The sequence below is a fragment of the Marinifaba aquimaris genome (genome assembly GCF_013328345.1).
GTDB classification, from domain to species: Bacteria; Pseudomonadota; Gammaproteobacteria; order Enterobacterales; family Alteromonadaceae; genus Marinifaba; species Marinifaba aquimaris.
The window spans coordinates 1-25535 of sequence record NZ_JABULX010000024.1; the positions used below are offsets into that span (position 1 = coordinate 1).

A 25535-nucleotide genomic window follows, 5' to 3' on the forward strand; every position below is an offset into this window, starting at 1 on the left:
TCAGTCTCAGTCTCAGTCTCAGTCTCAGTCTCAGTCTCAGTCTCAGTCTCAGTCTCAGTCTCAGTCTCAGTCTCAGTAATAATTTCATTACCCGTACTAAAAGACCAAACATCACCTACAATCACATCACCGTTTGCTTTAACCGCATCAACCCGCCAAAAATATTGGCTATCAATATCAAGATCCGCAGCAGAATATACATTGTGTGTTTGCGCACTCACTTCAGCTAAGCTCGATTGGCTTTTTGCTAAATACACGCGATAGCTTTGTGCTTGATAGGCTTGTCGCCAAATCAAATCAGTATTGGTTTTAACTTGGTTTGCTAATGTCGCCGGAATTGGATGACTGGTTTGCATTAATTGTCGACCGGGGATCCAATATTGCTCAGCAGTCGGTTTATAGCTGCCAGAATAAGAAAATTGCCCTTTTTCATAATCGGTCAAATAAGCAGAATCAATCAAATCACCTTGATTCAATAAAGAGTTATTTTGTGCTCTAAAATCGCGATTGCTTGCATCTTTTAATGATTCAGATAAAGTGCTGTTTTGTTCAATAGCACTGACATTAAAACCAAGGTTAACCCAATCTAAAATCGGCTCAACACTAGCACGTTGACTTGAGATCACATCAGCGGCGTTATTGATAACAATCGAGTTCTCATTGGCACCACCTAAAATACCGTTTACATTGGCATCATCTAATATAATCAAGTCACTGCGTTTAGCTTCTTGGGTATCAAAAACCGTATTGTGATAAACCTGATGATCCGTACCTTTAACCATGATGCCATTGGCATTCCAAACCACGTTGTGATGTGCGATCGCTTCACTACCGTATAAAGTAGCTGGAATAGGCGCATCAAAACGGATACCGTATTTGCTTGAATCATGCAGCCAGTTATATCGAACAATCGAGCCTTTTTGCGCGGGTATACGCAATTGGATCATCGCGCCATCACTTTGTGCAAAACCTGTATCAGAAATATCGTTAAACTCAGCTGTTAACACACCGCCCGGCGCACCTTGATATAACCCATTACCTGTAGGTGCAGCACCAGAGCTAGCTAAGGTTTCTGAGGTACCCGCGGTTTTGACCGTGTTATATCGGAATGTATTGTAGTTGCCATCAAATACTAGAGATGAGCTTGGAGCATAAGTTTCTGTTGCCGCCCAATCAATATTTTCAAATGATGAGTTTTCGACAACAACGCCATTGCCTCGCATTACAAAACCTTGACCATCAACATTGCGTACACTGATATTGCGTAAGGTGTTGTTAGAACGATGATCGAGCGCTTTATTATTTGAACTAATAAATAAAATATCCGCTTTTTCAGCCGTTTCGCCTAAAGCACGCTTAGCTGAGCCAGCATAATCAAAATTAGCGTTTTCAATAGTAAAGTTTTCACAGCCACCACAACGTATGGTGCTGGCAAAAAAGTCGACATCTTTAATTGTGACGTGATACCAAGAGCTAACGTTAAAAGCATATGCTTGCTTTTTAGCGCGGATTTCACCACTTGGCGCACCATTTGATGAATACAAATACGCTTTTTTCGTATTGCTATCAAAAAACCATTCGTTATCGTTATCTAACAACGCTTTGCTGTTTTCGACATAATAGTAAAAGTGATTTTGGTTTTTCCAAATTCGCGGTGTCGCTTGATATTCAAAACGACTATTACCCGCTTGGTGAGAGGTAATGGTACGTGTCCAAGTATCAAAACTGCCGACATTGGCAACCACCACAGCGCCTTCGAGGCTAATATTGTTAATATTGATATCGCTCGCTAGGCTATCATCAAGCATGACACCTAAACCATTGCCCGAAGTATTGGCATGCGCCCAACTTTCTCGGCTGTAAACCGATTCAATATCACCTTGTTTGTCACCAAAACGAGCATTAGGCCAACGGGCATTCGCTTTTTGTTGCCACTGGCCATTTTCATTAACAAATAACTGCCAAACATCTTCATTTAACTGTTTGCTATAAATGTTATTGCCTTCTGATTGCCAACCTTGAGAAATATCGATACTGCCATCAAACAATACCTTCTCATTGTTGTAGGCTTGAATGGTTATCTGTCTATCAGCAGCCCCTTTTACCCCACTTTTAGTGACTATTTCAGTGTAAGTGCCGCCACGTAATTGGATACTGTAAGGTGATTTTGTACCACTATTGTATTGGGATTGAGCATAAGCTATCGCATCGCTAATGGATTTAAAAGGCTTGGTAATAGAACCATCTGCACCATTATTACCTTTGGTTAAGCCGTTTACCGGGTCGACAAAAACTTGAGGTTCAGTGCTTGCCAGCGCTGTCGTTGAAATAATGAAACCGCTTAATAACAAGCTCATTTTCCAATGAGATTTGCTCATGCTATTTACTCCCAGCCCAACATTGCGATGAACCATTGTTATTATTATGTAACAACAATGTTAACAGAAGAAAAGATAAGCTTGCAAAGTTATGTTTTATGTGGTGATTTATTTAAAATAATAATCATTAGTTTGGGGAATAATAGGATGAAATGAACAAAATACTTTTTTGGTCCTTTATTCAAATTCCCACGACAGTTTTGCTATGAATTACTGCTCAGTATCACCTTTAGGGCTGGCCTTTACATAAGCTAACCCCAGCTCTAAATCATCCACAATTTTATATACCATACCTAAGCTGTAATGGCTGCTGTATTCGTCTTCGCCACTTTCGCCGTCTTCGGTTTCTTTATCCCTAGTGATTTCAGCCATTAGCGCAATATCTTCAAACAAAGGTACCGTGTAGCCTAATCCCAACGCATACTCTTTTTCGTCATCAGTTTGCTCATAACTGACATTAAGATGTAGGGAATGTTTTTCAAATAAAGCTTGGCTAAAAAGTGCCGCTAACTCATAACCGCCCTCGCCTTCTTCATCTTGATAACCCAGCTCAACAGAAAATGAACGTTGATTTTGTTGCTGGTGATAAACGTTATACCCGAGCGAAACTTCAAAGCTGTTCTCTTGTTCGAATATCCCCTCTTCAAGCTGATATTGTGATTGAGTAGCCACTTCAATTTGTAATCTATCGGTTAAACCATATTCTGCCGCTAAACCCCAATCACTTTTATTCTCTTGCTGAAATTCAGTTCGAGTTAACTCAGCATTGAGTTGCCACTCACCGTCATCTTGCAGGTAGGTAGCTTCAGTTAAAAAACCAAACTCTTTAGCTGCCCAACTAGGAAAAGCACATAAAAGTGTAATCAAGCTTAATTTAACTTTCATAAATTCAACACGTTTCATAAAAAAAGCCCAGTTTTAATAACTTTGTTAATTCTAGTAATAAAACGTGTTGATTGTCGTTAATGGTTACAAATAAATAGCCATTAATTACAGATGTTATAGCTAAAATTCGATACAATTCTGGATAAATTACAAGCACATAAGGTGCAATAACGAGTATTTTTCACTATTTATGATGTTTTTGAAAAAAGTTAATACTTCTGTCATCACTACCATTTTCTTAACGCTTCTTGCCGTTTGTAGTGCCTCACTGTTTAATCTCGACCAACCACCGATAGCAAAATGGATGTACATGCTATTTGCTCTGACCACAGGTGCGAGTTACTTTCTTGAACATCCACCACATAAAAAGTTTTTAAGCATTATTAGCTTTATTCTGATCTTTGCTATTGGCCACTTATTTCCGCTAGATATTGAGGATATTGAAGAAATTTACATCGGTATTCCTATTTTATATCTGCTTATTTTCCCTGGCTCACTCTGGCCCATTGCCGTAGGTTTTGCCATTTTAACCGCCTATATGCACTCAGTTGGTATAGCCGAAATGTTTGATATTGTAGAAGATGGCCTAGAGGTTATAGTGATCACTACTTTTGCTTGTGTGATGTCGTTTTATCAACAACAAACCAAGCGCCAAATGATGCAATTTAGGGAAGAAAGCTACACAGATTATTTAACGGGTTTATCTAACCGCAAGAAATTCCAAGAATTTTTATATCATCAAGTCGATAAAACTAAACACATCGCCAAAGCGGGTGAGGGTTTTGCATTAATCAATATCGACCTTGATGGCTTTAAAAAAATTAATGATCAGCTCGGTCATCAAGTAGGCGATCAGTTATTAAAACAAGTAGGACGCCGGCTTGAATCATTTACCGGTAAAGACTACAGCGCCTACCGAGTAGGTGGTGATGAATTTGCTTTCATTATTAAATCGAGTAAAAACATCGCCAATAAGGCGCAATCTTTAAGTGAAAGCATTTTAAAGCAGGCCACTAAGCCTTATGAACTAACCGACAAAAAATACAAAATATCCGCCAGTATTGGTATTGCCATATACCCACAAGACGCTTTTGATGCCGAATCATTAGTCGTTCGAGCCGATCTCGCCATGTACAAAGCCAAAGCAGAAGGCAAAGGGCGTTACTCTTTTTATCAACAGAAACTAACAGAAAAAACCATTCGTTATCGCGAATTAGAAGCCGATTTAAAACTCGCCGCTCAGCGCGATCAACTATCACTTTATTATCAACCTAAAGTTGATATTCAAACGGGCAAGATCTTTTCAGCGGAAGCTTTACTCAGGTGGCACCACCCTAAATATGGCCATGTCAGCCCATTTGAATTTATTAAAATTGCCGAAGAAGACGATACTATTTTAGACATAGGCCGTTGGGTTGCCGAGCAAGCATGCAAGGACATTCATCACTTCAAAGCCATATCAGATATAGAAAACATCGCGATTAATGTTTCAGCAAGACAGTTGGCCGATATTGATTTTGTCGATAAGCTCAAAGTGATTCTTGCGAAACAAAAATGTCCGCCGCACTGGATTGAAATAGAGCAAACAGAAAGTGTGCTGATGCAATCAACTCAAGACAATATTGAAGTACTTAAGCAGCTTAAAGAACATGGCTTTAGCCTGTCACTCGATGACTTTGGTACGAGTTATTCATCACTGTCACAGCTGGGTAATTTACCTATCGATATTCTGAAAATTGATAAGCGCTTTGTCGATCATTGTGACACCAATAACAAAGATCACATGATAGTGCGTACTATCATTCAGCTCGCTCAAAATTTAGGGCTAAGAACAATAGCAGAAGGGGTAGAAACTCAACCTCAACTCGAAGTGTTAAAGTCTGAGGGCTGTGCCAGTTATCAGGGGTATTTATTCTCTAAGCCGCTACCAACAGATGAATTTGAAGTACTGTTAAAAGTACAAACTGACTAAACAAAGAATAAGCCAAGTAATTGTAATCAGTGCTTGGCTTGTCTACCCTAGAGCAAATTTATAATAAGAACCTGAATTTATGAATATTGTTTGCTCATCTTGTTTTGCCACCAATCGCGTACCAGACGATAAAGACCATACCCTAGGCAAATGTGGTAAGTGCCAACAACCGATTTACTCGGCTAAACCGGTTGATTTAACCGATAGTACCTTTGACGCTTTTATTGAGAACAATCAACTCCCGGTTATTGTTGATTTTTGGGCGAGTTGGTGTGGACCGTGCCAGCAAATGGCGCCTGCATTTGGTGCCGTCGCGGCGCAATCGCCACAACTTTTATTTGCAAAAGTAAATACTGAACAAGCACCACAAATATCAGCTGATGCCATGATTCGCAGAATTCCCACACTCATTTTCTTTCATAGTGGAAAAGAAATCGATCGTATTTCTGGTGGTTTATCAGAAGGTCATATCAAGCAATGGATAATGCAATGTATCCAAAAATTAAGTGCATAGCGCAAAGACAAAAAAGCCTGCTAACGCAGGCTTTTTTATGTCGCTTTCAGCGCAGCTTAGCTATTGTTTTGCTGCTGCATTTTCGCTTTAGCTTCTTCTACTTTACTAAAGTCTAATCCTAACTCTTCAACTGCTTGTTTGATTAAATCAGGTTGCGCCATTACCGCCATCATTAAAGGTTGTAATTTCTCTGGCGGAATACCTAACTGCCCCACAGTCGCCATTGCAGCTAACGGGTTTTCTGTTAACGCTTGGAAGACCTCTGCGATTTTTTCATCGCTTACATTGTGTTCTTTTAAAGTTTGAATAATTGGGTTCATAGCTAAACCTTATTGATTAATCATGTTTTAGCCATTGTAAGCGCTAATCAGTATCGAACAAAGCACAATATCTCACTACTTTAAACTCAATATAAAAAGAGCCATAGACTTACTTTTTCCAAAATAGGTTCACTAAGGCTCCAGCGATAATTAACCCACCGCCGATAAAAGTAGTTATTGCAGGCACTTCAGCAAAATAAACCCAGCCGATAATGATTGAAAACACGACTTGAACGTAGGCATAACCAGTTGCTTTACTGGCATCTTCACATGCTAACGCCTTGGTTAACCCCACCTGCCCTACTTGGGTAAATAAGCCAACGAGTAACAATAAACCACACGCTGCCAAACTAGGCATAACAAAATCACTACCGAGTAAAACAAGTGAAAACGGCAGCGCAACAAACGGAAAGTAAAATACAATCACAGAGCTATCGTCGGTTTTAGTTAGCTTTTTCACAACAACATAAGCGATAGCACTACCTAAAGCGCCAAGAATGGCAGCTCCGATACTGACCCAAGAATAAATCAGTGAGGAGCTCACTGAGTCAAAACTCTGAAAATTAGGTGCCACCATGACAAGCAGCCCCAGCAAGCTCAGCGCAATGCAGGCAATTGTTGAGCGTTTTATCACCTCTTTTAAAAACAGCACAGCCAAAACAGCGGTAAATACCGGGTGTAAATATTGTAAAATAGTCGCTTCAGCTAAAGGCAAAGTAGTAACAGCGTAATAAACGAAAATCAGTGCAACGGCACCCATTATGCCTCGTAACCATAGCAGCGGTTTGTTGACTCCCCAAGGCGAGATTTTTTTACGCTTGATATCAGCATAACTCAAAAAAGCAGAGACCAGCGCGCGTGCTGCAACGATTTGTAATACCGGGATCCCCATAGCTGAGACTTCTTTGACACACGCGGCCATTAAAGCAAAACCCAATGCGGATAAAATCATATACCCGACACTAGCAGGTATCATTGCAGCGATTGCATTCATATATCAGAGGATGATTAAAACGTAAGAAAAGACCGCATAAGTTTACCTTATTTCGAATAGAAAAAGGGGTTAAATTTACACTAAGCTTTTAATTTATTGTCGAGCCGCTAAAATAACCGCTTTTTTATCCTGTTGATCTGAATTTATATTTTCATGTGGCGTTACTTCGTTTTTATATTTTTGCTCATTAGTTGCTACTGTTCTTTTGCAAGTACGGCTGAAACGTTTAGCCAAGACTTTGCTAAAACAGTGCAAAAGCAATTCAAACTCAATGACATTCCAGGTGGTGCGTATGTGATTGTTAAAGAAAATCACGTTGTGTCGCTTAAAACTTTAGGTACAACAGTACAAAAGGGCAACCAACCCATTAACCGCAATACAGTGTTCAGGCTAGCGTCTGTCTCTAAAACCTTTGCGGCTGCTATTACCACCAAACTGGCTCATGAAAATAAGCTGAATTTAGAAACGCCCATCACTGATTATGTCCCCTACTTTCAACTGGCAAAAAAAGGCTTTGCAGAGCAAATTCAGCTCAAGCATTTATTGAGTCATTCATCAGGATTAATGCCTAATACTTATGACAATATGCTGCATGAAAAATGGCCACTCGAAAAAGTCATCAAGCGTTTTGACAAACTCAACCCCATTTGTGGCGTAGGTAAATGTTATGGCTATCAAAATATCGCCTATTCATTGGTCGAACCAGCCATTGAGCACAGCCAAGCACTAAGCTATGAACAGTTAGTCAATAGCCAACTGTTTAAACCATTGGATATGAAAAATGCCAGTGTCGGTTATAAAGCGTTTATCAATTCCGTTAACAGCGCGCAGCCGCATATTTTAATCAAGCGCAAACGCACCAAACAAAGAGATAGCTTTGGCGATATCATCAGCCACAATACTTGGCGCAAGGTGAAAGTCAGCCCAGATTATTACAAAGTGCCCTCTGCAGCGGGTATCAATGCCAGTATCAGTGATATGGCAAAGTGGTTGATGGCGAATATGGGCCATAGTCCAGAAGTATTATCACCTAGCCTATTGGATGATATGACAACGCCTAGAGTTAAAACCAAAAAAGATCTACGCCGTAAATATTGGCGAAATCTGCTTACCGATGCACATTACGGTTATGGTTGGCGTATTTATCAGTTAGAGAACTTTCCAATTGTTTATCATTCAGGTTGGGTCGCCGGCTTTAGAGCCGAAGTGGGCTATTCGCCCGATTTAGGTATTGGCTTTGCGATGTTGATTAATGCCGAATCAAACGTAATAAGCAAACTATCGAGCCATTTTTGGAATAATGCGGAACAATTAACTCCTTCAACTTTAAACCAACTTTCAAAGTTAAATAATTAATACAACGCATTAAAGTATTACTACTATCGGTAAATGGGTAGAAAACAAGGTAAACAGTTTGTACTGTCTACCTTTAAACAAATTAAATTAGTTCTCAGAAACGCGGTATAACTTTCCACTAGAATTAATCAATAATTCGCCATCAACAGTCTTTAATGTTTCATGGCTAAAACTTTCTGCAAAAGAATTACTAATTGCAGGTAGTTTCCAAGTTATTTTTCCTTCATTTAATGAAAACGCAGATATCGCTTTTCCATCCTCCCCATATATAGAGTGCCATATTAATATACTATCTGGTGCGATAGACGCATCATAAGTAATTGCATCAACATAGCCATTTATATGAAGATCATAAGTTGCAATTTTATCTAAATCTGATGTGTAAGTAGTGAATTCATAATTCGATAAACAAACTAAGTGATGCTCAGCTGACATCAAGGTTATATCAAGAAGCTTATCACAACTGCCCGATTCAGATTTTATCAAATTCGCTCCTGCTTCATCTATATTCCACAATTTGATCACGCTATAGTCGTGTGCAAATAATTTCACAGCAGTGTCGTCGGCTGAATTCATATAAAGAGGCTCAATATTATTCTCTTGAGTACTTAAATTCAGTATTTGTTGATTATGGATATCGTGGCTTACCATAGTATTATTACTTACATACAAAATATCTTGGTATCCATCTTGATTTAAATCGGCAAAGTGTACTGTTTTACCCCATGTATAATAACTGAGTGTACCTGTAACAAACGGACTTAAATCAGTTAAATTAAATAACGTAAATGTTCTATCATCGTAAGAGACAAATAATTCATCTATACCGTCTAAGTTGTAATCCACTAATTTAAGCAGGGATACAGTACTAAAATTTTCAGGTTTAGGCAAAGATAGTAAAATATTCGGCTCTAAATCTTCAGACAAGGTAACTAAATGCATTTGATCATCATTGTCTTTAGCAATAATGATATCTTTTTTTTCATTAGAACCGACTTTAGCCTCACCTAATAAATCAAACGTTTGATAGTAACGTTCACTTTTATATGTTTGTACTTCGGCCTGAGCTGAATTTACAGCCAGTTCAGCAGGGGTATTGACAACATAAGCTTCATCAGTACTTCGATCAATGACCACCTCATTATAATTGTCATTATCAATATCAAAAACAAAGGCAGAACCGTTATAAGTATTACCTATAGATTGTTGCCAAAACAGATTTAAGCCCTCTGATGATAAATTGTAAGCATCAAAGCTATAGTTATTACAGTTATGCAAAATTAATTCATTGCCAACTTTATTGTCTAATTCACCACTGTCTAAACGACAAAATTCACTAGGGTTAAATTCTATTTCTTGAGCAATTTTTTTAGCCGAGATATCAAATAAAGTTAACTTAGTTACATAATCAACATCGTCATAAGATAGTGATGCAAGTCGACTCATGCCATTATTTGGTTCATCAACTAAAACCATATCAAAACCAAATCCATCTGGATAAAACCATTCATTCTTAAGCGAGACACCGTCATAAACGTAACCATCACTCAAAATAACCTCTTGAGCGAGATCGTCATCAACATTTGCGACAAGCATTAAGGTTCGATTCCATGATTGAATCGCTGGCACGTCAACACTTTTAATAAGTGTAAATTGTTCAGTTTCAATGATGTTTAAATTAGTAGCCGTTAACAAAGCTAGATCGAGTTGGCCATCAGCATTCAAATCAGTAATTGCGATATGCTCAAAGCTTTCATTAATATTTAACTTTTCAGCAGATAAAATTTTCTTTGGTGGTGCTTTAAAGTCACCAATTTGAAACAATTCTGTGCCTGTTAAAATGTAAACCTCATCAGTTTCATCGTTATTTAAGTCTGCTTTAAGTAATTTCCCACTTGGCGCACTATAAGGGTAAAACCACTTTAAACTCGCCGTTTCACCGTCCATTTTTAAGGCATATAAGTCACCGAATGAATAAACAAGCATCTCTGTGTTGGCATCATTATCAAACTGACCCGTTAAAATATTCTCATCATACCAAGCCAAGCCCACGCCTTTATAAGCAGTAAATGTTTTAGTTGAATCAACTAAAGGTAAATACGTTTTGTTTAGCTGAGACCACTCATCAGTCTTAAAACTTACAGGGTAGTATAAATAAGGGAAGCTCTGCTCAAGTGGTGTTTGCCAAACCAAAACTTCACCATCAAATTGACTGTTATTAGGTACTGACTGCACATCTAGATATTGATTGTTAATTGTATCTTCAACATCATCATCATCTAAAACAAACTTCAATTGATAATTTTGATTGGTTAATAGTGGCGATTTAGGCACATCTAGAAAAATAGTTCCGGGGGAATCATTTATATAAACAACAGATGAATCGTAACCCACAAGGTTAATTCCATCGTCTAAAATAACGCGTGCATATACATTGTCATCTTTTCTTGCAATAAAAGGTGGTAATGTTGGTTCTGAAATATCTTGTTTAATTCCATTAATATACCATTCATATGTCACACTAATATGGTCGTTTTCCCTATCATATAAATTATCTAATACAGTAGAAAGACTACTACTTGTGTAGTAGCTACCTGCGGTATTTATAGCAAAGTAAGCTGTTGGCGGGTAATTATAGTCAACAAAGGTTAGCTCAAGCGTATCATCAGAATTAAAGACAACACTGTTGATAGGCTCGCCATTACTGCTCTGTTTGATCACGTAATTAAATCGCTTATTAACAAAGCTACCTTCAAATTCTTTAGTTGAGTCGGTCAATATAATGGCGCCTCTGATATCACCGTTATCAGCAATTACGATTTTTTCATTCGCTTTTCGATTAACGTAAACCCAGCCAAAATCTGCATGATACAAATAACCAGTTATCGACGCTTCTACTGATGGGCTTGTATCACTAAAAAATTCACTCCAGTTTTCAACTTGAAAAGTAGTATCTAAAACAGGATCATAGACGGCCATGTTTTGAAGGCCGTAAGTAGAACTATCTCCGGTCAACTGATACTTTTCGCCACCATCTGTAACGGCCAATTGATTTAAAAACACATTTTCCACAACGCCATAATAAAAATACGTCAGTGCCTCACCATCAAATACTACATTATCAAGTTCACATTGTTGAAAAATTACTGTGATGGGGCCTGTAGAGTTATCATCTAATTCCCCTAGTACTCGAACAGTACCGCTATCACAACTATCTTGCTCATCAATTGAAATCGCTTGCTCTTGACTAGCTACCTGAACCTGCTCATTAGCGGTTTGATTATTTTGTGAAAACTGGCTAATGCGTGAAGTTGTATAGCTGACAAGCTTTAGCGCACTGGCATTAGAGGATGATTCAATGCTATCTGGAAAACCAATATCAGTATTGAGTTGTCTTAGGACAAGCTGGCTAAATTGACGCAAGTTATTATTACTCAATTTTGCTTGAGTAGTAATACCGCCATAAAAAGCTAACCGCATGTCAGTAAAGTCATCGTATATCTGCTCAAATGTTTTATTACTCGGATCGTACTTAACGGTGACATTATCATTTGAGTTATTAGCTCTGCTTGGAGCACTGTTGGATGAGGAGGCTCCTCCCCCTCCACCGCATGCGATTAGAAAGAAAAAGCCAATCAACATTATGATTTTTTTCACAATAGTTCCTTTATTTTGGGTAATTTTTTTCAGGTCAAACCTATCACAAATAGCAATACTTAAAAACACTTCACCATGCTCAAAAAGGAGATATATCCAGATTTTAAAAGTAAAAATGTAAACACTCGCTACACTTTATATGTGTTAGAAATCAAACGTATAAATGATAGGAGAAAAATAATGGTAACCCCTTACCCACGTACCTTTTCACACATTGGTATTTCAGTACCCGATGTTGAAAAAGCGGTAAAGTTTTATACCGAAGTTTTAGGTTTGTACTTAATTATGAAACCAACTGAAATCACAGAAGACGACAGCCCTATTGGTGAGATGTGTACCGATGTATTTGGTGCCAATTGGAAGCGATTTAAAATAGCTCATCTATCGACAGGTGATCGTATTGGTGTTGAATTATTTGAGTTTGATAACCAAGAAAACCCAGAAGATAATTTTGAATACTGGAAAACAGGTATCTTTCATTTCTGCCTACAGGACCCTAATCTGGAGGAACTTGCTGATAAAATTGTCGAACACGGTGGTAAGAAGCGTATGAAAGCACCACGCTATTATTATCCGGGCGAAAAACCTTATCGCATGATTTATGTGGAAGACCCATTTGGTAATATCTTAGAAATCTACAGCCACAGTTATGAATTAACCTACTCTGCTGGCGCTTATTAAACAAATTGGCTTGGCTTTTATAAAATCAGTTACACCCAACAAAAATACGCGACCTAGTTTAATATTAATACGACTCTTTATTTAAGCATCTGCTTTAGCAAGCAGAGCTTATACCACGACTTGCTCTATTTTATCTATCACCATATCAAACCGCGCAGCTAATGTGCGGTTTTTCTTTTTTACTAAATACAAGGTTTCAATTACTGGCTGTGGTGGTTTAAATACCTGTATGGCGTTGTGATCATCAAAGCAGTCTACCGCACTTTTGGGTAATACAGTAAAACCAACACCCTTCGCTACAGGCTGGAGTATTTGGCTGATTTGATTGATAAACCCTGATTCTGCCAAAGTGGCAATATTTAAACTTTGCAGAGATTGTTCTGCACTTTTAGCAAAATAAAGCGATAAGTAATGCTCGGCATCTGGATGGTTAATAAGCCCAAGCTCTGACAATACCGCTGCAATATCCCACAGTTCGAACACCCTATCAATAGTTGCTGGCAATACTAAACACAGTTCTTCTTGTGCCAATTTAGTGACATCAAACAAGCTGGGGTTAGGGACATCCGTAACTATGCCTATATCCACCTTCCCTGTTTGAATTTCTTGAATAATTTGCTGATTTGGGGCGGCTTTGAGTCTTATCACCAAATCTGCATGGCGCTGTTGTAGGGATAAAAGCGCAGGATACAAACCTAATGCTAAAGCGCCAGAACAGGCAATCGTGCATTGCCCAGCATAGGGGCTATCAAACGATAACTGCTCTATTAGCGCTTGTTCATTTTTCTTTTGTGCTTGCGCATATTGATAAACTAAACGCCCCTGTTCGGTTAATTCAAACTGCTTTTTACTGCGTTCAATTAGCGAGTAGCCACAGGCTTGCTCTAACTTATTAATATGTTGAGTGACGCCAGGTTGAGTCATAAAGCGTTTTTCAGCTGTTTTAGTAAAGTGCCCTGTATCGACAAGCGTAATAAAGGTATCTAACCAAATTGGATTAAGCAAAACAGCCCCATAACAATAAATTATTGAAATGATAATAATTGATAATTTTCATTAATCAAAATTTCTTCATAAACTCCTCATATCAAGTCAGCAGGTGACTTAATAATTTTGGAGTAAGACGATGAAAATGAATCACATTGGTATTATGGTTGGTGATATGGACCAAGCGGTTGAGTTCTACACTAACGTTTTAGGGCTTCGTATTGTAATGAACAATACCAAAGTTATTGAAGAGCGAGAAAGTGCAATCGGCCGCATGTGTATTGCAGTATTTGGTGAAGGCTTTAAAGGTTTTAACATTGCTCATTTGGTCACAACAGATGGAATTGGCGTTGAGTTATTTGAAATGAAAGAGCGTGCAGAACGCCATGATTTAGATTTTTCTCGTTTGGGTATTTTCCATTTTTGCCTGCAAACTGATGACTTTGAAACCGTGATGAAAAAGACTGAAGAATATGGCGGAAAAGTGAGAATGGATGTAATGCGTTACCACCCTGAAGATGATACCAAACCGGCAAAAATGGTTTATCTAGAAGACCCGTTTGGCAATCTATTTGAGCTTTACTCTCATACTTATGAAGAAACCTATGCCACCGATTATGAGTAACGCTAGCTAGACAAAACTCATAGGAATAAAAAAAGCGGCAAGTTCGATAATGAACTTGCCGCTTTTATTTTAAATGAGCATATGTATTGTGATTAGAACTTAACCACTAACCAATCTTTATTTTCACTGAAATAAAGCGTGCGAGTTTGTCCTTTGCCTTCAATATTGACCATATTGATTTGCGTAGGCCATAAATCGCGCAGCGAACCATTGTATAGCTTAATGCCGCTTAGCTCAGTCTCTTTCGGTAAAGCGACGTCTTGATATACCCAAAAAAACTTGCCTTCCACTTCGTAGCCGACACTCGATAATGGCAAATCTTTATCATCTAGCGTGCGCGCTAAAAAGTGTTTAGCAACATAGTCAGCAAATTCTTGCTGTGTTTTTTTAGAGTCAAGAATATCTGCTCGCTTATCAAATAAAGTCTGTACTGCGTGCTCTGTATCATGCAAATAAAAGCGGTGCATCACTTCTAAGTGACCTGAACGTTGGTTGAATAAAACCGTTGTCTCTGCCGCTTTTTGCTGATGAGCAAACGCTTGTTGGGCTGCCACAAACGTGGCAACCATTAAAACAGTACTTACAAAGTAACGAGAAAAACGCTTTAACATTACTCAGCCTTGTCCTTGTCTGACGCTTCTTGGTCTTTTTTCAGCTCAGTTTTAATGTCTTGCATGATGTCGCGATGTACCTTACCCGAACGCTTTTTCTTCTTGTATGCTTCAACACGAGAAGGAATGATTTGACGCGGGTAATGGTTGTTCTCAACATCTACATCAGCAGTTTCCCAACCTGGATCGACCACAACACTCGCCAGCTCTTTATCTTTGTCTGTGACAATTAACTTGCGAACATGTTTAGGCGTACGGCGCCAAATTTCAGCCGGAATATACTGCTCTTCAACCGAACCATCTTTATAAGTCAGTTCAAGAAGGATTGGCATCACTAAACCGCCCTTGTTAGAAAACTCTAACACATAGTAGTTTTTGTCTTCTTTAACCGCACGCTCTAGGGCTTTGCGCTCCCAAGGTTTTAATCCTTTTAAGAAATCTTGGTAATCGTTGCGCTCTTTATTCGTTACCGTGAAGCGGTCATTTTCATCGTAGAAATCACTGACATCAGGATTGCGGTTGATCCATAATTCTTTGCCTTCGGCTTTATTGCGTTCAACAAATAACGATGAAGGTTTGTTGTTTTCGATATCGCGCAAACGAGCGAAATCGATATCAGGATCATGCGTGTCTAAACGCATTTGGTAGACTTTGTCGATAGCAATATCTACGTGATCAGTCGAATAGAACCAACCACGCCAGAACCAATCTAAATCAACACCTGAAGCTTCTTCCATTGTTCTGAAAAAATCAGCCGGCGTAGGACGCTTAAACTTCCAGCGAACAGAGAACTCTTTGAAAGCAAAATCGAATAATTCACGACCTAATACTACTTCACGTAAGATATTTAACGCAGCAGCAGGTTTAGTGTAAGCATTTGGACCAAGGCGCAATACGCTGTCTGATTGCGTCATAATTGGTACTTGTTGCTCAGACTTCATATAACCGACGATATCTCGTGGCTCTACACCCCATGGAATGTTTGGATCCCACTCACGACCTGCAACGCCATCTAAGAAACTGTTTAAACCTTCATCCATCCAAGTCCATTGACGCTCATCTGAGTTCACAATCATCGGGAAATAGATATGACCAATCTCGTGAATAACCACGCCAATTAAGAAACGCTTTTCAGCTTGCGAGTATGTGCGCGAGCCATCGTCCTGTAATTCAGTACGCGGGCCATTAAATGTGATCATTGGGTATTCCATACCGCCGACAGGACCATTGACTGATTGTGCCGTTGGGTATGGGTAATCAAAAGAATAACGCGAGTAAACTTCCATCGTATGGATAACCGACTCAGTTGAGTACTTCTTCCATAAGTCTCCGCCCTCTTTCGGGTAGAAAGACATCGCCATGACAAATGGCATATCGTCGCCACCTTGGTCATAGCCTTTAGCATCCCACATAAATTTACGCGATGAAGCCCAAGCAAAGTCACGAACGTTTTCAGCTTTAAACTTCCACGTTTTGCGCTTATTGGTACCAGCTTTTTCATTTGCTAACGCTTCTTCTTCGGTCACAATAAAGACAGGACGTTTAGCCGTTTTCGCTTTTTCTAAACGTTTACGCTGTGTTTTAGTCAGTACGTCTTTTGGGTTAGTTAATACACCTGTTGAGCTAACAATGTGATCGGCAGGTACTTCAATTTCAACTTCATAATCACCGAACTCAAGCGTGAATTCACCACGACCTAAAAACTCTTTATTATTCCAACCTTCGTAGTCAGTGTAAGCGTGTAAACGCGGGAACCACTGTGCTAATAAAAAGATATCATTGCCGCCTTCTCTTGCATCATCTGGGAAATGTTCATAGCCAGAACGAGCAGATACAGCGTCTTCTTCAACAATGTTGAAGGCAAAATCAATGGTAAACTCTACATCTTCACCTGACTTTAACGGCTTAGGTAAATCAATACGCATTTGAGTGCCAACTACAGTAAAGTCGATGGCTTTACCTCGGCTATCTTTTACCGCACTGATTTCATAACCCAATTCGTTATCAGCCATAAATTGCTGACGACGCAATTCACCCAAGCTGATTTTTGCAGGCGTTTTGGCATCACCAGGGGCTGTATAAGGACCACGACGACCAACACCGCCAAAATTATTGGCAACATTAGCAATTGAATCTTCTTTGAAGATATTTTGGTCTAACTGCACCCATAAGTACTTTAACTTATAAGGTGAATTGTTCTGGTAAGTGATGTCTTCAGTACCGGTTAAACGGCGCTTATTTTCATCAAGCGATATTTTGATTTTGTAGTCGACTTTTTGTTGCCAGTATTTTTCACCCGGCTCACCCGATGCATTTCGATATACATTAGGTGTAGGAAGGACTTCTTCTAACTGTCGGAATTTATCTTCAAAATCCCCTTTAGTTTGCTTAATAGCCGAAGCGTAAGCAGAACTAACAGTGAACAAAGTCATCAGTGCGACAAGCACTATATTTTTAGTTTTATTCATAGACAGGTTTGCTATTTTAGTTAGTTGCAATTGAGTTAATCTAGCGTTTGTATTTTGGCCGAGCCAAACAATCAACGTTACAATATAACAATTGGTTAATAAAGGCCTGTATCAGTATAGATACAAATCGCTCTATTTCATTATTTAAAAACCTGTAACTATAAAATTACAAAGCAGTTTTTTAAGGGTGAAATACTTAAAAAGTGTGAATAAAACCGGATTCCACCCACACTTTTTTACCAAAATAATACTTACCTCTCGCTGTACCTATCGACTAAAAAGTCTTTGTGATCTCTAGTTAAATAGGTAAATCGCATCAATTCTTCCATCACATCCACAATGCGATCTCGGTAGCTTGACGCTTTCATCGAACCATCCTGTTCAAACTCATCATAAGCTTTAGCCACAGATGACTGATTAGGGATGGTCAGCATCCTCATCCAACGCCCTAAAACTCGCATATTGTTTACCGCGTTGAAACTTTGAGAGCCACCTGTTACTTGCATGACAGCGAGCACTTTACCTTGAGATGGCCTGATAGAGCCTTCTGTTAGCGGGATCCAATCAATTTGCGATTTCAATACACTGGACATATTGCCGTGGATTTCAGGAGATGACCAAACTTGTGCTTCAGACCATTTTACTAACTCTCTAAGTTCAGCCACTTTGGGATGCGTAGCTGATTCATTGTGATCAAACAAAGGTAAGCCTTTGGGGTCAAAAAACTTCACTTCTGCGCCCATTAATCTTAATACCCTAGCCGCTTCTTCAGCAGCTAATCGGCTATATGAACGTTGACGCAATGAACCATAAAGCATTAAAACCCTCGGTTTATGAATACTTTTTATCAATTCAGCAGGTTGTAACTGAAAATTCTGTTGGGCTAAATAATGCATGATGTCTCCTTTTGATTAGCCGTTTTACCCGTAAGACGTTAAGCTCGAACAAAAGACGACATTTTTTAGTATTTTATTAAGGTCTTAAAATAAGATGGATATTGAGCAAATTTGGCAGGCTTACAAACAGTCTTTAAAAGCATTTCTGCACAGCCGTATCTCCCAACCAGAAGATGTGGATGATTTACTGCAAGATATTTTCATCAAAACCTTTACTAAACTTGAGCAATTAGAAAACCCAAGCAGCATCAAACCTTGGCTGTTCCAATTGGCCAATAACACCATTACTGACTACTACCGAAAAAAAGCCACTCATGGAACAAACTTTATAAGCCAACAAGAAGCTGAGCAGCTGATACCATTTGAACTAACGAATGATGAGCAAACCAAGCAAAATTTAGTGAATTGTATACAGCCGTTTTTACAGCAATTACCCGCTAAGGAAGCACAATTAATTAAAGCGATTGATATAGAGAGCCATTCACAAAAAGCGTATGCGGAAGCACATCAATTAAGTTACTCGACATTAAAATCACAAGTTCAAAAAAGCCGCCGCAACCTTAAAGCAGTGTTCGATAACTGCTGTCATTTTTACACCGATAAAGATGGTCGCGTTTTTGACTACCAACGAAAGCCAGACTTCAAATTAGGTAAGAAATAGATATAAAAAAAGCAGCGGTTAAGCTGCTTTTTTTGATAGTGAAAAAGGCTTATTTAACAATCGTCATCTCTTCAACGATGTTTTGCGCACCATCAACATTTTCCATGGTCCATAACATAAACGGCACACTCGTATGAATGGCACGGTTTAACTTAGTATCGTAATCCCAATCTCCAATGATAGATTCATAAACCCCATCAAAGACTAAACCGACAAACTCACCTTTACCGTTGAGTGTTGGCGATCCTGAATTACCACCCGTGATATCTAGCGTAGAAAGGTAGTTAACAGGAACAGAGCCAACTTTAGCATTGTAATGCTCCCCAAAGTTTTGCTGTTTTATCGCAGTACGCGCAGCTTGGGGTAAATCAAACTCTGCATCACCTGGAATATATTTAGCTAACATGCCTTCTAAGGTGGTAAAAGGTTTAGCGTATAAACCATCTTTAGGAGAGTAACCTTTGACATTACCGTATGTGATACGCAATGAACTATTTGCATCCGCGTAGACAGGCTCTCCTTTGCTCTTTTTATAAGCGATCATCGCGGCCATAAAGGCAGGGCGTGCTTTAGCTAAGTGACCATATAACTCATCGTCTTTTTTCTCTTTAGCCATATCATTGGCATATTGAGAAACGGCAAATTGAATATAAGGGTCGTCACTGTTTTTAAAGTCAGCAACTGATTTATCCATCCAAGCTAAACGCACCGCTTCTTGGTCTAACTCTGTATTAGCATGCATTTTATCGAGCTGGCGAACTAACTTATCAATGCTAAAACCTTGGTCTAAACCAAAGTATTGATCAAAAGCGGTATTGCGCTGCTCAGCTGGAAACTGAGCGTATTGAGAAATAAAATGGGCTAAAACGGCTTTATCCACATTCGCATCATAACGTCGATTGACTCGCTTCATACCTTGACGGAAACGGTTAACATCACGTTCTTGATAACCTTGTTTACGATCAGCGTCTGGCTTAGTTTTCTCGTTCGCTAATCGATATAAGCGCTTGGCAACGCTTATCATATTAGTACGGCCAATATAGGCCATCATTAGATCAAGCTCTTGTTGCGCTTGGCCTTGTGCAACTAACTCATCAAGCGTAGTTAACGCCTGAGCATATTGTGCTTTTCGCGCTTTATCGCTATTGATCCACGCTTGTAAATCGGCGAGTTCTTGTTGTTTGCGATTTAACATATCACCGCTGTGGAAGCTTTTGATCATAGAGCCATAGTTTTTAGCGTAATTAGCAAGCCCTGCTAATGTGCTTTCATACTTTATACGCGCTTCACTCCCCTCAGCTGCTGTAGCTTTGATTACATCCATATACTCTTCACGGTAACGTTTAGCCGTTGGATAGACCCAATTAAATTGGTTTTCTACCTCATCTGCAGTGCGGTAACGATTGGTACGCCCCGGATAACCAAGTACCATGACATAATCATCTTCATCGACCCCATTTGCATTAACGGTTAGAAATGCTTTCGGTTCAAATGGTACATTGTCTTTCGCATAATCTGCAGGTTTACCATCTTTACCGACATAAGCGCGGTAAAAGGCCCAGTCCCCAGTATGGCGTGGCCACATCCAGTTATCGGTATCACCACCAAATTTACCTATGCTCGAAGGTGGCGCATAAACAAGGCGCACATCGCGAATAGCCAGCTGCTTAATTAAAAAATACTCCAAACCACCGTGAAAACTATAAACCTCACAGCGATAATCTTGTGATGTCTCACACTCTGCAACAAGCGCTTTTTCATTTGCCTCTACCGCTTTGTAAAAAGCTTCACCTGTTACCGATGCAGGGATCACACCTGTTACTTTATCTGTCACCTTAGTTAATGATTCTGTGACATAAATACGTGAACCAGGCGCCACTTGTAATTCATCGCTCTTAGTTTTGGCGACGAAGCCTTGTTTAAGTAGGTTTTTATCTTCAGAAGAGTTGTATTGAATAGAGCCATAAGCACAGTGGTGATTAGTGATTGCTAAACCTTGTGCCGATAAAAATGAAGCCGTACAACCACCTAAACTGATGATTGCGTTCATCGGAAACTGCTCTAAGTTTTCCATTTGTTTAGGGTCAAGCTTTAAACCAGCTTGCTTGAGCTTATCGCTAATTTCTTGTAATTGATGTGGTTGCCACATGCCCTCATCTGCTTTTGCCGCACCAACCATTAAAAGTGGAGCCAGTGCTAAAGCCTTAACAAGCTTTTTCGTTAACATCGCCTTTCCTATTATTCTGTTGCATAAGTGTCATCCGCTCATCGTAATGGTAAAAAGCCAGAAACGTTAGCTAAATACCCAAAGAGCGGCTTTATAGCTGTAAAGTTTAGCTTGCAGTTGCCAGATCACCCGATGTTTAAGCAAGATGTCAGCCCTTATTGCCATCAGTCGATATACGAAGGCTTGTTCAATGCTTTCTCTTACCCTTCACGCCTGCTAACCTATGTCAATCATGACTAAACTAACCTGTTAAATGAAACCTGAATTTACCTATACGACCCGCTACAAACTCGATAAAAGTCACTTTAGTGAAACTTATGATGAGTCTGTACCTGCCAACCATTCATTTAGCAAATATAAAAAATCACTGATACTCGCTGTCATTGGTATTGCCCTGCTCTATTTGACCGACCACTCACCTTACTTTGCTTGGTTTATGATAGGTTTAGCTGCAGTAGATGCCTTAAGTGTGCGTTTTGATAAAGCTTGGTGGCTTACCAGACAAATGATCAGTAAAGCTGCCAATAACGAGCTGACGTTGACCATAAATGAAGATGGAGTGCACAGCCAATCGATTTACGTAAACAGCAAAATTAGCTGGGAAGATATTGTCAAGGTCGAACAAACCAAACAAGGCTGGTTATTACACCTAACAAAGGGAAAGACCTATTTATCGAATCGATGCTTGTCAGATGAGGTAATTGAGTTTTTAACTGCTAAAGCTAACAATTGACGAGAGTTTGATCAGGGTTTTCAATAATACTCTGCTCTATCGCTAAAAAGGTATCTAGCTCGAGTTGCAGCATGCCACTTAATACGATTGCCGCTTGACGTTCAGATTTGTGATACTCACCGTCACACATAGCTAATCGAATAATTTGCTCAATTGCAAAAACTTTAGCAGCATCAGATTGAATCGCCTGACACAAGCCATCTAGTTTTTGCTTTTTAAAGCGCTGCTCACATAAATTCAGGCGGTGCTTTTTAGCAAAAAAGGCCAGGTAGTTGAGCTCTTGTTCATCGACTTTTTCATCTGCTTGCACAATGGCATTGAGTAAATATATTACCGCAATTTTCTCACTAACGCTGACATCAGCATTATCTATTTTCACATCACTCATCGTTAACTCTGGCTTTAAAAATACAGTCACCTATCTTAGTTATTACGAATAATACATCCTAATATGATCAGCTTTGATGGGTTTAAGTTCAACGCTATTTAAAAGAGGATGGTTTGGAAAGGTAGAACCGACATCTGTCATATCATACAAATGTCGGTATTAAGTAGGGATTGGGTAAGCGTTTATTGAGCCAGCTTAGCTCTTGCCGCATGTAATTTTTTATAGCTTTCAATTAAGCGTAAGTGTTTGTCTATGCCTTCTAAGTTCATACTGGTTTTGGTTAAACCGTGGAAAGTGACATCGCCGGTAATTGAGCCAACCACAGCGTTCATTACATCTTCGCCAAACATACGTGTTAAATTGTATTGGTAATCTTCAAATTCCAACTCTTCGTCTAAGGCTATTTCTAATACAGTACTCATGGCTTGGTAGAACATACCGCGACCAGGGAAAGTATTATCATTGTATTGTAAAAACTCACCGGCTTTCTCTTGTGCTTGCTCAAGCGCACCTATCGCTAAGTAAATCAATAGCTTAAGCTCTAAAATAGTTAGCTGTCCCCAAACGGTATTTTCATCAAATTCGATACCGATTAAAGTAGTGATATCAATGTAGTTATCGAGCTCACTTGCTTCTAAACGCTCGACTAAATCAATCAGTTCATCTTCATCAAGCGAGTGGATATTTAAAATATCTTCGCGATAATCCAGTGCTTTGTTGGTGTTATCCCAAATCAGATCTTCAACACCATATACTTCAGAATAATCGGGCACTAAGATACGGCAAGCTGCGCCAATATCAGTAAAGTCGGCCACGTAAGCTTCTTTACCCAGCTGTTCTAAAATGCCAAATAACGCATCGCATTCTTCTTCGTTTGTGCCTGAGAAATCCCACTCGACAAATTCATATTCCGCTTTTGAGCTAAAGAAGCGCCATGAAATAAGTCCAGTTGAATCAATAAAGTGCTCAACAAAATTTTCAGGCTCAGCGACAGCCAATGAATTAAAGGTTGGCTTTTGCACATCGTTTAAACCTTCAAAGCTTCGGCCTTGTAAAAGTTCAGTTAAGCTGCGCTCTAATGCCACTTCAAAGCTTGGGTGCGCGCCAAATGAGGCAAATACACCACCCGTTTTTGGGTTCATCAAGGTCACACACATGACCGGAAACTGACCGCCCAATGAACAATCTTTTACAACAATTGGGAAGCCTTGTGCTTCTAGTGCTTCAATACCGGCAACAATGCTTGGATATTTGTTGATAACCTCTTGTGGTACATCAGGCATGACTAATTCATTTTCGATGATTTCACGCTTAACAGCACGCTCAAAAATCTCAGACAAACACTGCACTTTTGCTTCCGCTAAGTTATTACCTGCGCTCATGCCGTTTGATAAAAACAAGTTTTCAATTAGGTTCGATGGAATATAAACCGTCTCGCCATCTGAGTGGCGTTTGTATGGGATAGCAACAATACCACGCTCAAAATTACCCGAGTTAGTATCAATTAAGTGAGAACCACAAAGCTCGTCATCTGGGTTGTAAATATCCAGCATATATTCATCAAGTAAACCTTGTGGTAACGAGTCATCGTCAGTTAATGGAAACCACTTTTCATTCGGGTAATGAACAAACTCTGCATTAGCGATTTCAGGACCAAAGAATTGATCGTTATAGAAAAAGTTACAGCTTAAACGCTCGATAAATTCACCTAATGCCGAGCAAAGTGCGCTCTCTTTGGTTGAGCCTTTACCATTGGTAAAACAAAGCTCGCTCGCGGCATCGCGAATGTGTAACGACCACACATTTGGCACTATGTTGCGCCATGATGAAACATCAATTTTCATCCCTAATTCCGCCAACTTAGCGGTCATATTGGCAATCGTTTGCTCCAGCGGTAAGTCTTTCCCTAGGATAAACGTCTGTTCATCGGTATCTGGCGTAATTGTCAGCAAAGCATCTTTATCGTCATCTAAGCTCTCTACCGAATTAACTGAAAACTCTAAGTCATTTTCAATAACGCGTTTTACCGTGCAGCGCTCAACTGATTTTAAAATCGCTTTTCTGTCTTTGTCTGAAATGCTCTCTGGTAACTCAACGTTAATGACAAACTTTTGTTTGTACCTATCTTCCGGATCAACAATATTGTTCTGCGAGACGCGAATATTATCAGTAGGAATATCGCGGGTATTGCAGTAAACCTTCACAAAGTATGCCGCACACATAGCAGAAGATGCCAAAAAGTAATCAAATGGCCCAGGAGCCGTGCCATCACCTTTGTAGCGAATGGGTTGATCAGCAATAACACTGTAATCATCAAATTTGGCTTCGATACGTAAGTTATCAAGATAATTAACTTTGATTTCCATAAAGGGCATCCACTTTGAAAAGGCCTATTAGATCAACAGGCAAAAAGGCTTAAATTGAATGGCGCTAATTATCGGCTTTTTTTAACCCAGTGTCTTGGTTTAAATAGTATTAAAGCCATAATCACAATAAATTAACCCTCAACGTTGAACTAATTACAGGTTTGATACTCTCAAAGCTCGATAGTTTTAACCACAGGGTTTATAAAACCGTTACCTTTTTGATAAAAAGTAGGTCAGCAATGCAAATATACCAATGCCCTTTTTATAACATCAAAGAACAACTTTCCAACATTTGTCAGGTATTTAACGCCAGCTTTAGCGCATCAGAAGGCGAGAATGAAGGCCAGGTTATTGCCCAATTCACTGAGCAAATGTTAACAACGACAGATGAAGACCAACTTTATTGTTTTGTAGCACAGCAAGATCAACAACTTGTGGGCGGGGTGTTATTTAGCGAGCTGAAATTTAACGATTCGATAAAAGCTTTTATTTTATCGCCAATGGCGATACACCCAGACTTTCAACGCCAAGGGATAGGTCAAAAGCTCATCGCATTTGCTTTAGAGCAGTTAAAAGCAGATGGTGTTGAGTTAGTCATTACTTACGGCGATCCTAATTACTATACTAAGGTCGGATTTAAGCCGGTAACAGAAGCGCAAATAAAAGCGCCTTTACCACTTAGCTTTCCTCACGGCTGGATAGCACAATCTTTAATTGGTAATACCCTGCCAAGTATCAAAGAAAAACCAGTATGTGTGGCCGCGCTCAATCAAGCGCAGCTCTGGTAAAAAACTGATAGCATGCCTAGCCAAGTAA

General features: G+C 39.3%; 21 protein-coding genes. 8 read left to right on the top strand and 13 right to left on the bottom strand.

Annotation, left to right across the window (positions count from 1 at the left end):
• Both HR060_RS14105 and HR060_RS14110 read right to left on the bottom strand, forming a co-directional pair.
• Positions 1-2378, bottom strand: a 2378-nt coding sequence (locus HR060_RS14105; protein ID WP_174200940.1) for a hypothetical protein, incomplete at its 3' end; no start/stop codon positions are given.
• Positions 2379-2588: 210 nt separating this feature from the next.
• On the bottom strand, positions 2589-3281 hold the full coding sequence (locus HR060_RS14110) for a porin (RefSeq protein ID WP_174200941.1): 693 nt from the start codon (positions 3279-3281) through the stop codon (positions 2589-2591).
• A 172-nt stretch (positions 3282-3453) separates the two neighbouring features.
• On the opposite strand from HR060_RS14110, the gene HR060_RS14115 reads away from it, so the two are divergent.
• Both HR060_RS14115 and trxC read left to right on the top strand, forming a co-directional pair.
• The gene (locus HR060_RS14115) at positions 3454-5235 is read left to right on the top strand and encodes a putative bifunctional diguanylate cyclase/phosphodiesterase (RefSeq protein WP_174200942.1); all 1782 of its coding nucleotides are present in this window, start codon (positions 3454-3456) and stop codon (positions 5233-5235) included.
• 79 nt (positions 5236-5314) lie between these two features.
• Positions 5315-5749: a thioredoxin TrxC gene (trxC, locus tag HR060_RS14120; protein WP_174200943.1), complete on the top strand. Its 435-nt coding sequence runs from the start codon at positions 5315-5317 to the stop codon at positions 5747-5749.
• A gap of 56 nt (positions 5750-5805) precedes the next feature.
• On the opposite strand, the gene HR060_RS14125 is transcribed toward trxC, so the two are convergent.
• The 3 genes from HR060_RS14125 to HR060_RS19465 all read right to left on the bottom strand — a co-directional run bounded on the left by HR060_RS14125 (position 5806) and on the right by HR060_RS19465 (position 7297).
• Complete coding sequence (locus tag HR060_RS14125) at positions 5806-6069, bottom strand: DUF2999 domain-containing protein (RefSeq protein WP_174200944.1); 264 nt, start codon at positions 6067-6069, stop codon at positions 5806-5808.
• A gap of 109 nt (positions 6070-6178) precedes the next feature.
• Positions 6179-7063, bottom strand: coding sequence for a DMT family transporter (locus HR060_RS14130; protein ID WP_174200945.1), 885 nt, complete (start codon positions 7061-7063; stop codon positions 6179-6181).
• 93 nt (positions 7064-7156) lie between these two features.
• Positions 7157-7297: a hypothetical protein gene (locus HR060_RS19465; RefSeq protein WP_246283185.1), complete on the bottom strand. Its 141-nt coding sequence runs from the start codon at positions 7295-7297 to the stop codon at positions 7157-7159.
• A gap of 15 nt (positions 7298-7312) precedes the next feature.
• On the opposite strand from HR060_RS19465, the gene HR060_RS14135 reads away from it, so the two are divergent.
• Positions 7313-8419 (top strand): serine hydrolase domain-containing protein, encoded by a 1107-nt coding sequence (locus HR060_RS14135; RefSeq protein WP_343044238.1) that lies wholly within the window; start codon positions 7313-7315, stop codon positions 8417-8419.
• Positions 8420-8506: 87 nt separating this feature from the next.
• Here the strand turns inward: HR060_RS14135 and HR060_RS14140 are convergent, their stop codons facing one another.
• The gene (locus HR060_RS14140) at positions 8507-12076 is read right to left on the bottom strand and encodes an FG-GAP repeat domain-containing protein (protein WP_174200947.1); all 3570 of its coding nucleotides are present in this window, start codon (positions 12074-12076) and stop codon (positions 8507-8509) included.
• A 180-nt stretch (positions 12077-12256) separates the two neighbouring features.
• On the opposite strand from HR060_RS14140, the gene HR060_RS14145 reads away from it, so the two are divergent.
• Positions 12257-12757, top strand: a complete 501-nt coding sequence (locus tag HR060_RS14145; RefSeq protein ID WP_174200948.1) for a lactoylglutathione lyase family protein — start codon at positions 12257-12259, stop codon at positions 12755-12757.
• Between the two features lie 108 nt (positions 12758-12865).
• Here HR060_RS14145 and HR060_RS14150 read toward each other — a convergent pair whose 3' ends face one another.
• Positions 12866-13762: a LysR family transcriptional regulator gene (locus HR060_RS14150; protein WP_174200949.1), complete on the bottom strand. Its 897-nt coding sequence runs from the start codon at positions 13760-13762 to the stop codon at positions 12866-12868.
• A 121-nt stretch (positions 13763-13883) separates the two neighbouring features.
• Between HR060_RS14150 and HR060_RS14155 the strand changes: the two genes are divergently transcribed.
• Positions 13884-14369: a VOC family protein gene (locus tag HR060_RS14155; RefSeq protein WP_174200950.1), complete on the top strand. Its 486-nt coding sequence runs from the start codon at positions 13884-13886 to the stop codon at positions 14367-14369.
• Between the two features lie 92 nt (positions 14370-14461).
• Here the strand turns inward: HR060_RS14155 and HR060_RS14160 are convergent, their stop codons facing one another.
• From HR060_RS14160 to arsH, 3 genes are all read right to left on the bottom strand, one after another.
• Positions 14462-14980 carry a DUF6702 family protein gene (locus HR060_RS14160; protein WP_174200951.1) on the bottom strand — a complete coding sequence of 173 codons (519 nt, stop codon included), beginning with the start codon at positions 14978-14980 and terminating at the stop codon, positions 14462-14464.
• The gene (locus HR060_RS14165; protein ID WP_425487460.1) at positions 14980-17412 is read right to left on the bottom strand and encodes a M1 family metallopeptidase; all 2433 of its coding nucleotides are present in this window, start codon (positions 17410-17412) and stop codon (positions 14980-14982) included. Before HR060_RS14165 ends, HR060_RS14160 begins: the two co-directional genes overlap by 1 nt.
• Before the next feature lie 287 nt (positions 17413-17699).
• Positions 17700-18344 (bottom strand): arsenical resistance protein ArsH, encoded by a 645-nt coding sequence (gene arsH / locus HR060_RS14170; protein ID WP_174200953.1) that lies wholly within the window; start codon positions 18342-18344, stop codon positions 17700-17702.
• Positions 18345-18438: 94 nt separating this feature from the next.
• Here arsH and sigZ point away from each other — a divergent pair, with 94 nt between their 5' ends.
• Entirely contained in the window at positions 18439-19005 is a 567-nt protein-coding gene (sigZ, locus tag HR060_RS14175) for an RNA polymerase sigma factor SigZ (protein WP_174200954.1), read from the top strand.
• A gap of 49 nt (positions 19006-19054) precedes the next feature.
• Here sigZ and HR060_RS14180 read toward each other — a convergent pair whose 3' ends face one another.
• Positions 19055-21232: a S46 family peptidase gene (locus HR060_RS14180; RefSeq protein ID WP_174200955.1), complete on the bottom strand. Its 2178-nt coding sequence runs from the start codon at positions 21230-21232 to the stop codon at positions 19055-19057.
• Positions 21233-21485: 253 nt separating this feature from the next.
• On the opposite strand from HR060_RS14180, the gene HR060_RS14185 reads away from it, so the two are divergent.
• The gene (locus HR060_RS14185; protein ID WP_174200956.1) at positions 21486-21965 is read left to right on the top strand and encodes a YcxB family protein; all 480 of its coding nucleotides are present in this window, start codon (positions 21486-21488) and stop codon (positions 21963-21965) included.
• On the opposite strand, the gene HR060_RS14190 is transcribed toward HR060_RS14185, so the two are convergent.
• Positions 21955-22383 carry a hypothetical protein gene (locus tag HR060_RS14190; protein ID WP_174200957.1) on the bottom strand — a complete coding sequence of 143 codons (429 nt, stop codon included), beginning with the start codon at positions 22381-22383 and terminating at the stop codon, positions 21955-21957. The two genes, HR060_RS14185 and HR060_RS14190, sit on opposite strands and share 11 nt — an antisense overlap.
• A 152-nt stretch (positions 22384-22535) precedes the next feature.
• A complete protein-coding gene (locus HR060_RS14195) occupies positions 22536-24719 on the bottom strand; it encodes an OsmC domain/YcaO domain-containing protein (RefSeq protein WP_174200958.1) in 2184 nt (727 codons plus the stop codon).
• Positions 24720-24958: 239 nt separating this feature from the next.
• On the opposite strand from HR060_RS14195, the gene HR060_RS14200 reads away from it, so the two are divergent.
• A complete protein-coding gene (locus tag HR060_RS14200; RefSeq protein ID WP_174200959.1) occupies positions 24959-25507 on the top strand; it encodes a GNAT family N-acetyltransferase in 549 nt (182 codons plus the stop codon).
• Positions 25508-25535 lie beyond the last annotated feature (28 nt).

Coding starts and splice junctions, on each gene's coding strand:
- sigZ (WP_174200954.1), top strand. CDS start 18,439: ATGGATATTGAGCAAATTTGGCAGGCTTACAAACAGTCTTTAAAAGCA.
- HR060_RS14195 (WP_174200958.1), bottom strand. CDS start 24,719: ATGGAAATCAAAGTTAATTATCTTGATAACTTACGTATCGAAGCCAAA.
- HR060_RS14155 (WP_174200950.1), top strand. CDS start 13,884: ATGAAAATGAATCACATTGGTATTATGGTTGGTGATATGGACCAAGCG.
- HR060_RS14110 (WP_174200941.1), bottom strand. CDS start 3,281: ATGAAACGTGTTGAATTTATGAAAGTTAAATTAAGCTTGATTACACTT.
- HR060_RS14180 (WP_174200955.1), bottom strand. CDS start 21,232: ATGTTAACGAAAAAGCTTGTTAAGGCTTTAGCACTGGCTCCACTTTTA.
- HR060_RS14145 (WP_174200948.1), top strand. CDS start 12,257: ATGGTAACCCCTTACCCACGTACCTTTTCACACATTGGTATTTCAGTA.
- HR060_RS14160 (WP_174200951.1), bottom strand. CDS start 14,980: ATGTTAAAGCGTTTTTCTCGTTACTTTGTAAGTACTGTTTTAATGGTT.
- HR060_RS14130 (WP_174200945.1), bottom strand. CDS start 7,063: ATGAATGCAATCGCTGCAATGATACCTGCTAGTGTCGGGTATATGATT.
- arsH (WP_174200953.1), bottom strand. CDS start 18,344: ATGCATTATTTAGCCCAACAGAATTTTCAGTTACAACCTGCTGAATTG.
- trxC (WP_174200943.1), top strand. CDS start 5,315: ATGAATATTGTTTGCTCATCTTGTTTTGCCACCAATCGCGTACCAGAC.
- HR060_RS14125 (WP_174200944.1), bottom strand. CDS start 6,069: ATGAACCCAATTATTCAAACTTTAAAAGAACACAATGTAAGCGATGAA.
- HR060_RS14165 (WP_425487460.1), bottom strand. CDS start 17,412: ATGACTTTGTTCACTGTTAGTTCTGCTTACGCTTCGGCTATTAAGCAA.
- HR060_RS14115 (WP_174200942.1), top strand. CDS start 3,454: ATGATGTTTTTGAAAAAAGTTAATACTTCTGTCATCACTACCATTTTC.
- HR060_RS14185 (WP_174200956.1), top strand. CDS start 21,486: ATGAAACCTGAATTTACCTATACGACCCGCTACAAACTCGATAAAAGT.
- HR060_RS14200 (WP_174200959.1), top strand. CDS start 24,959: ATGCAAATATACCAATGCCCTTTTTATAACATCAAAGAACAACTTTCC.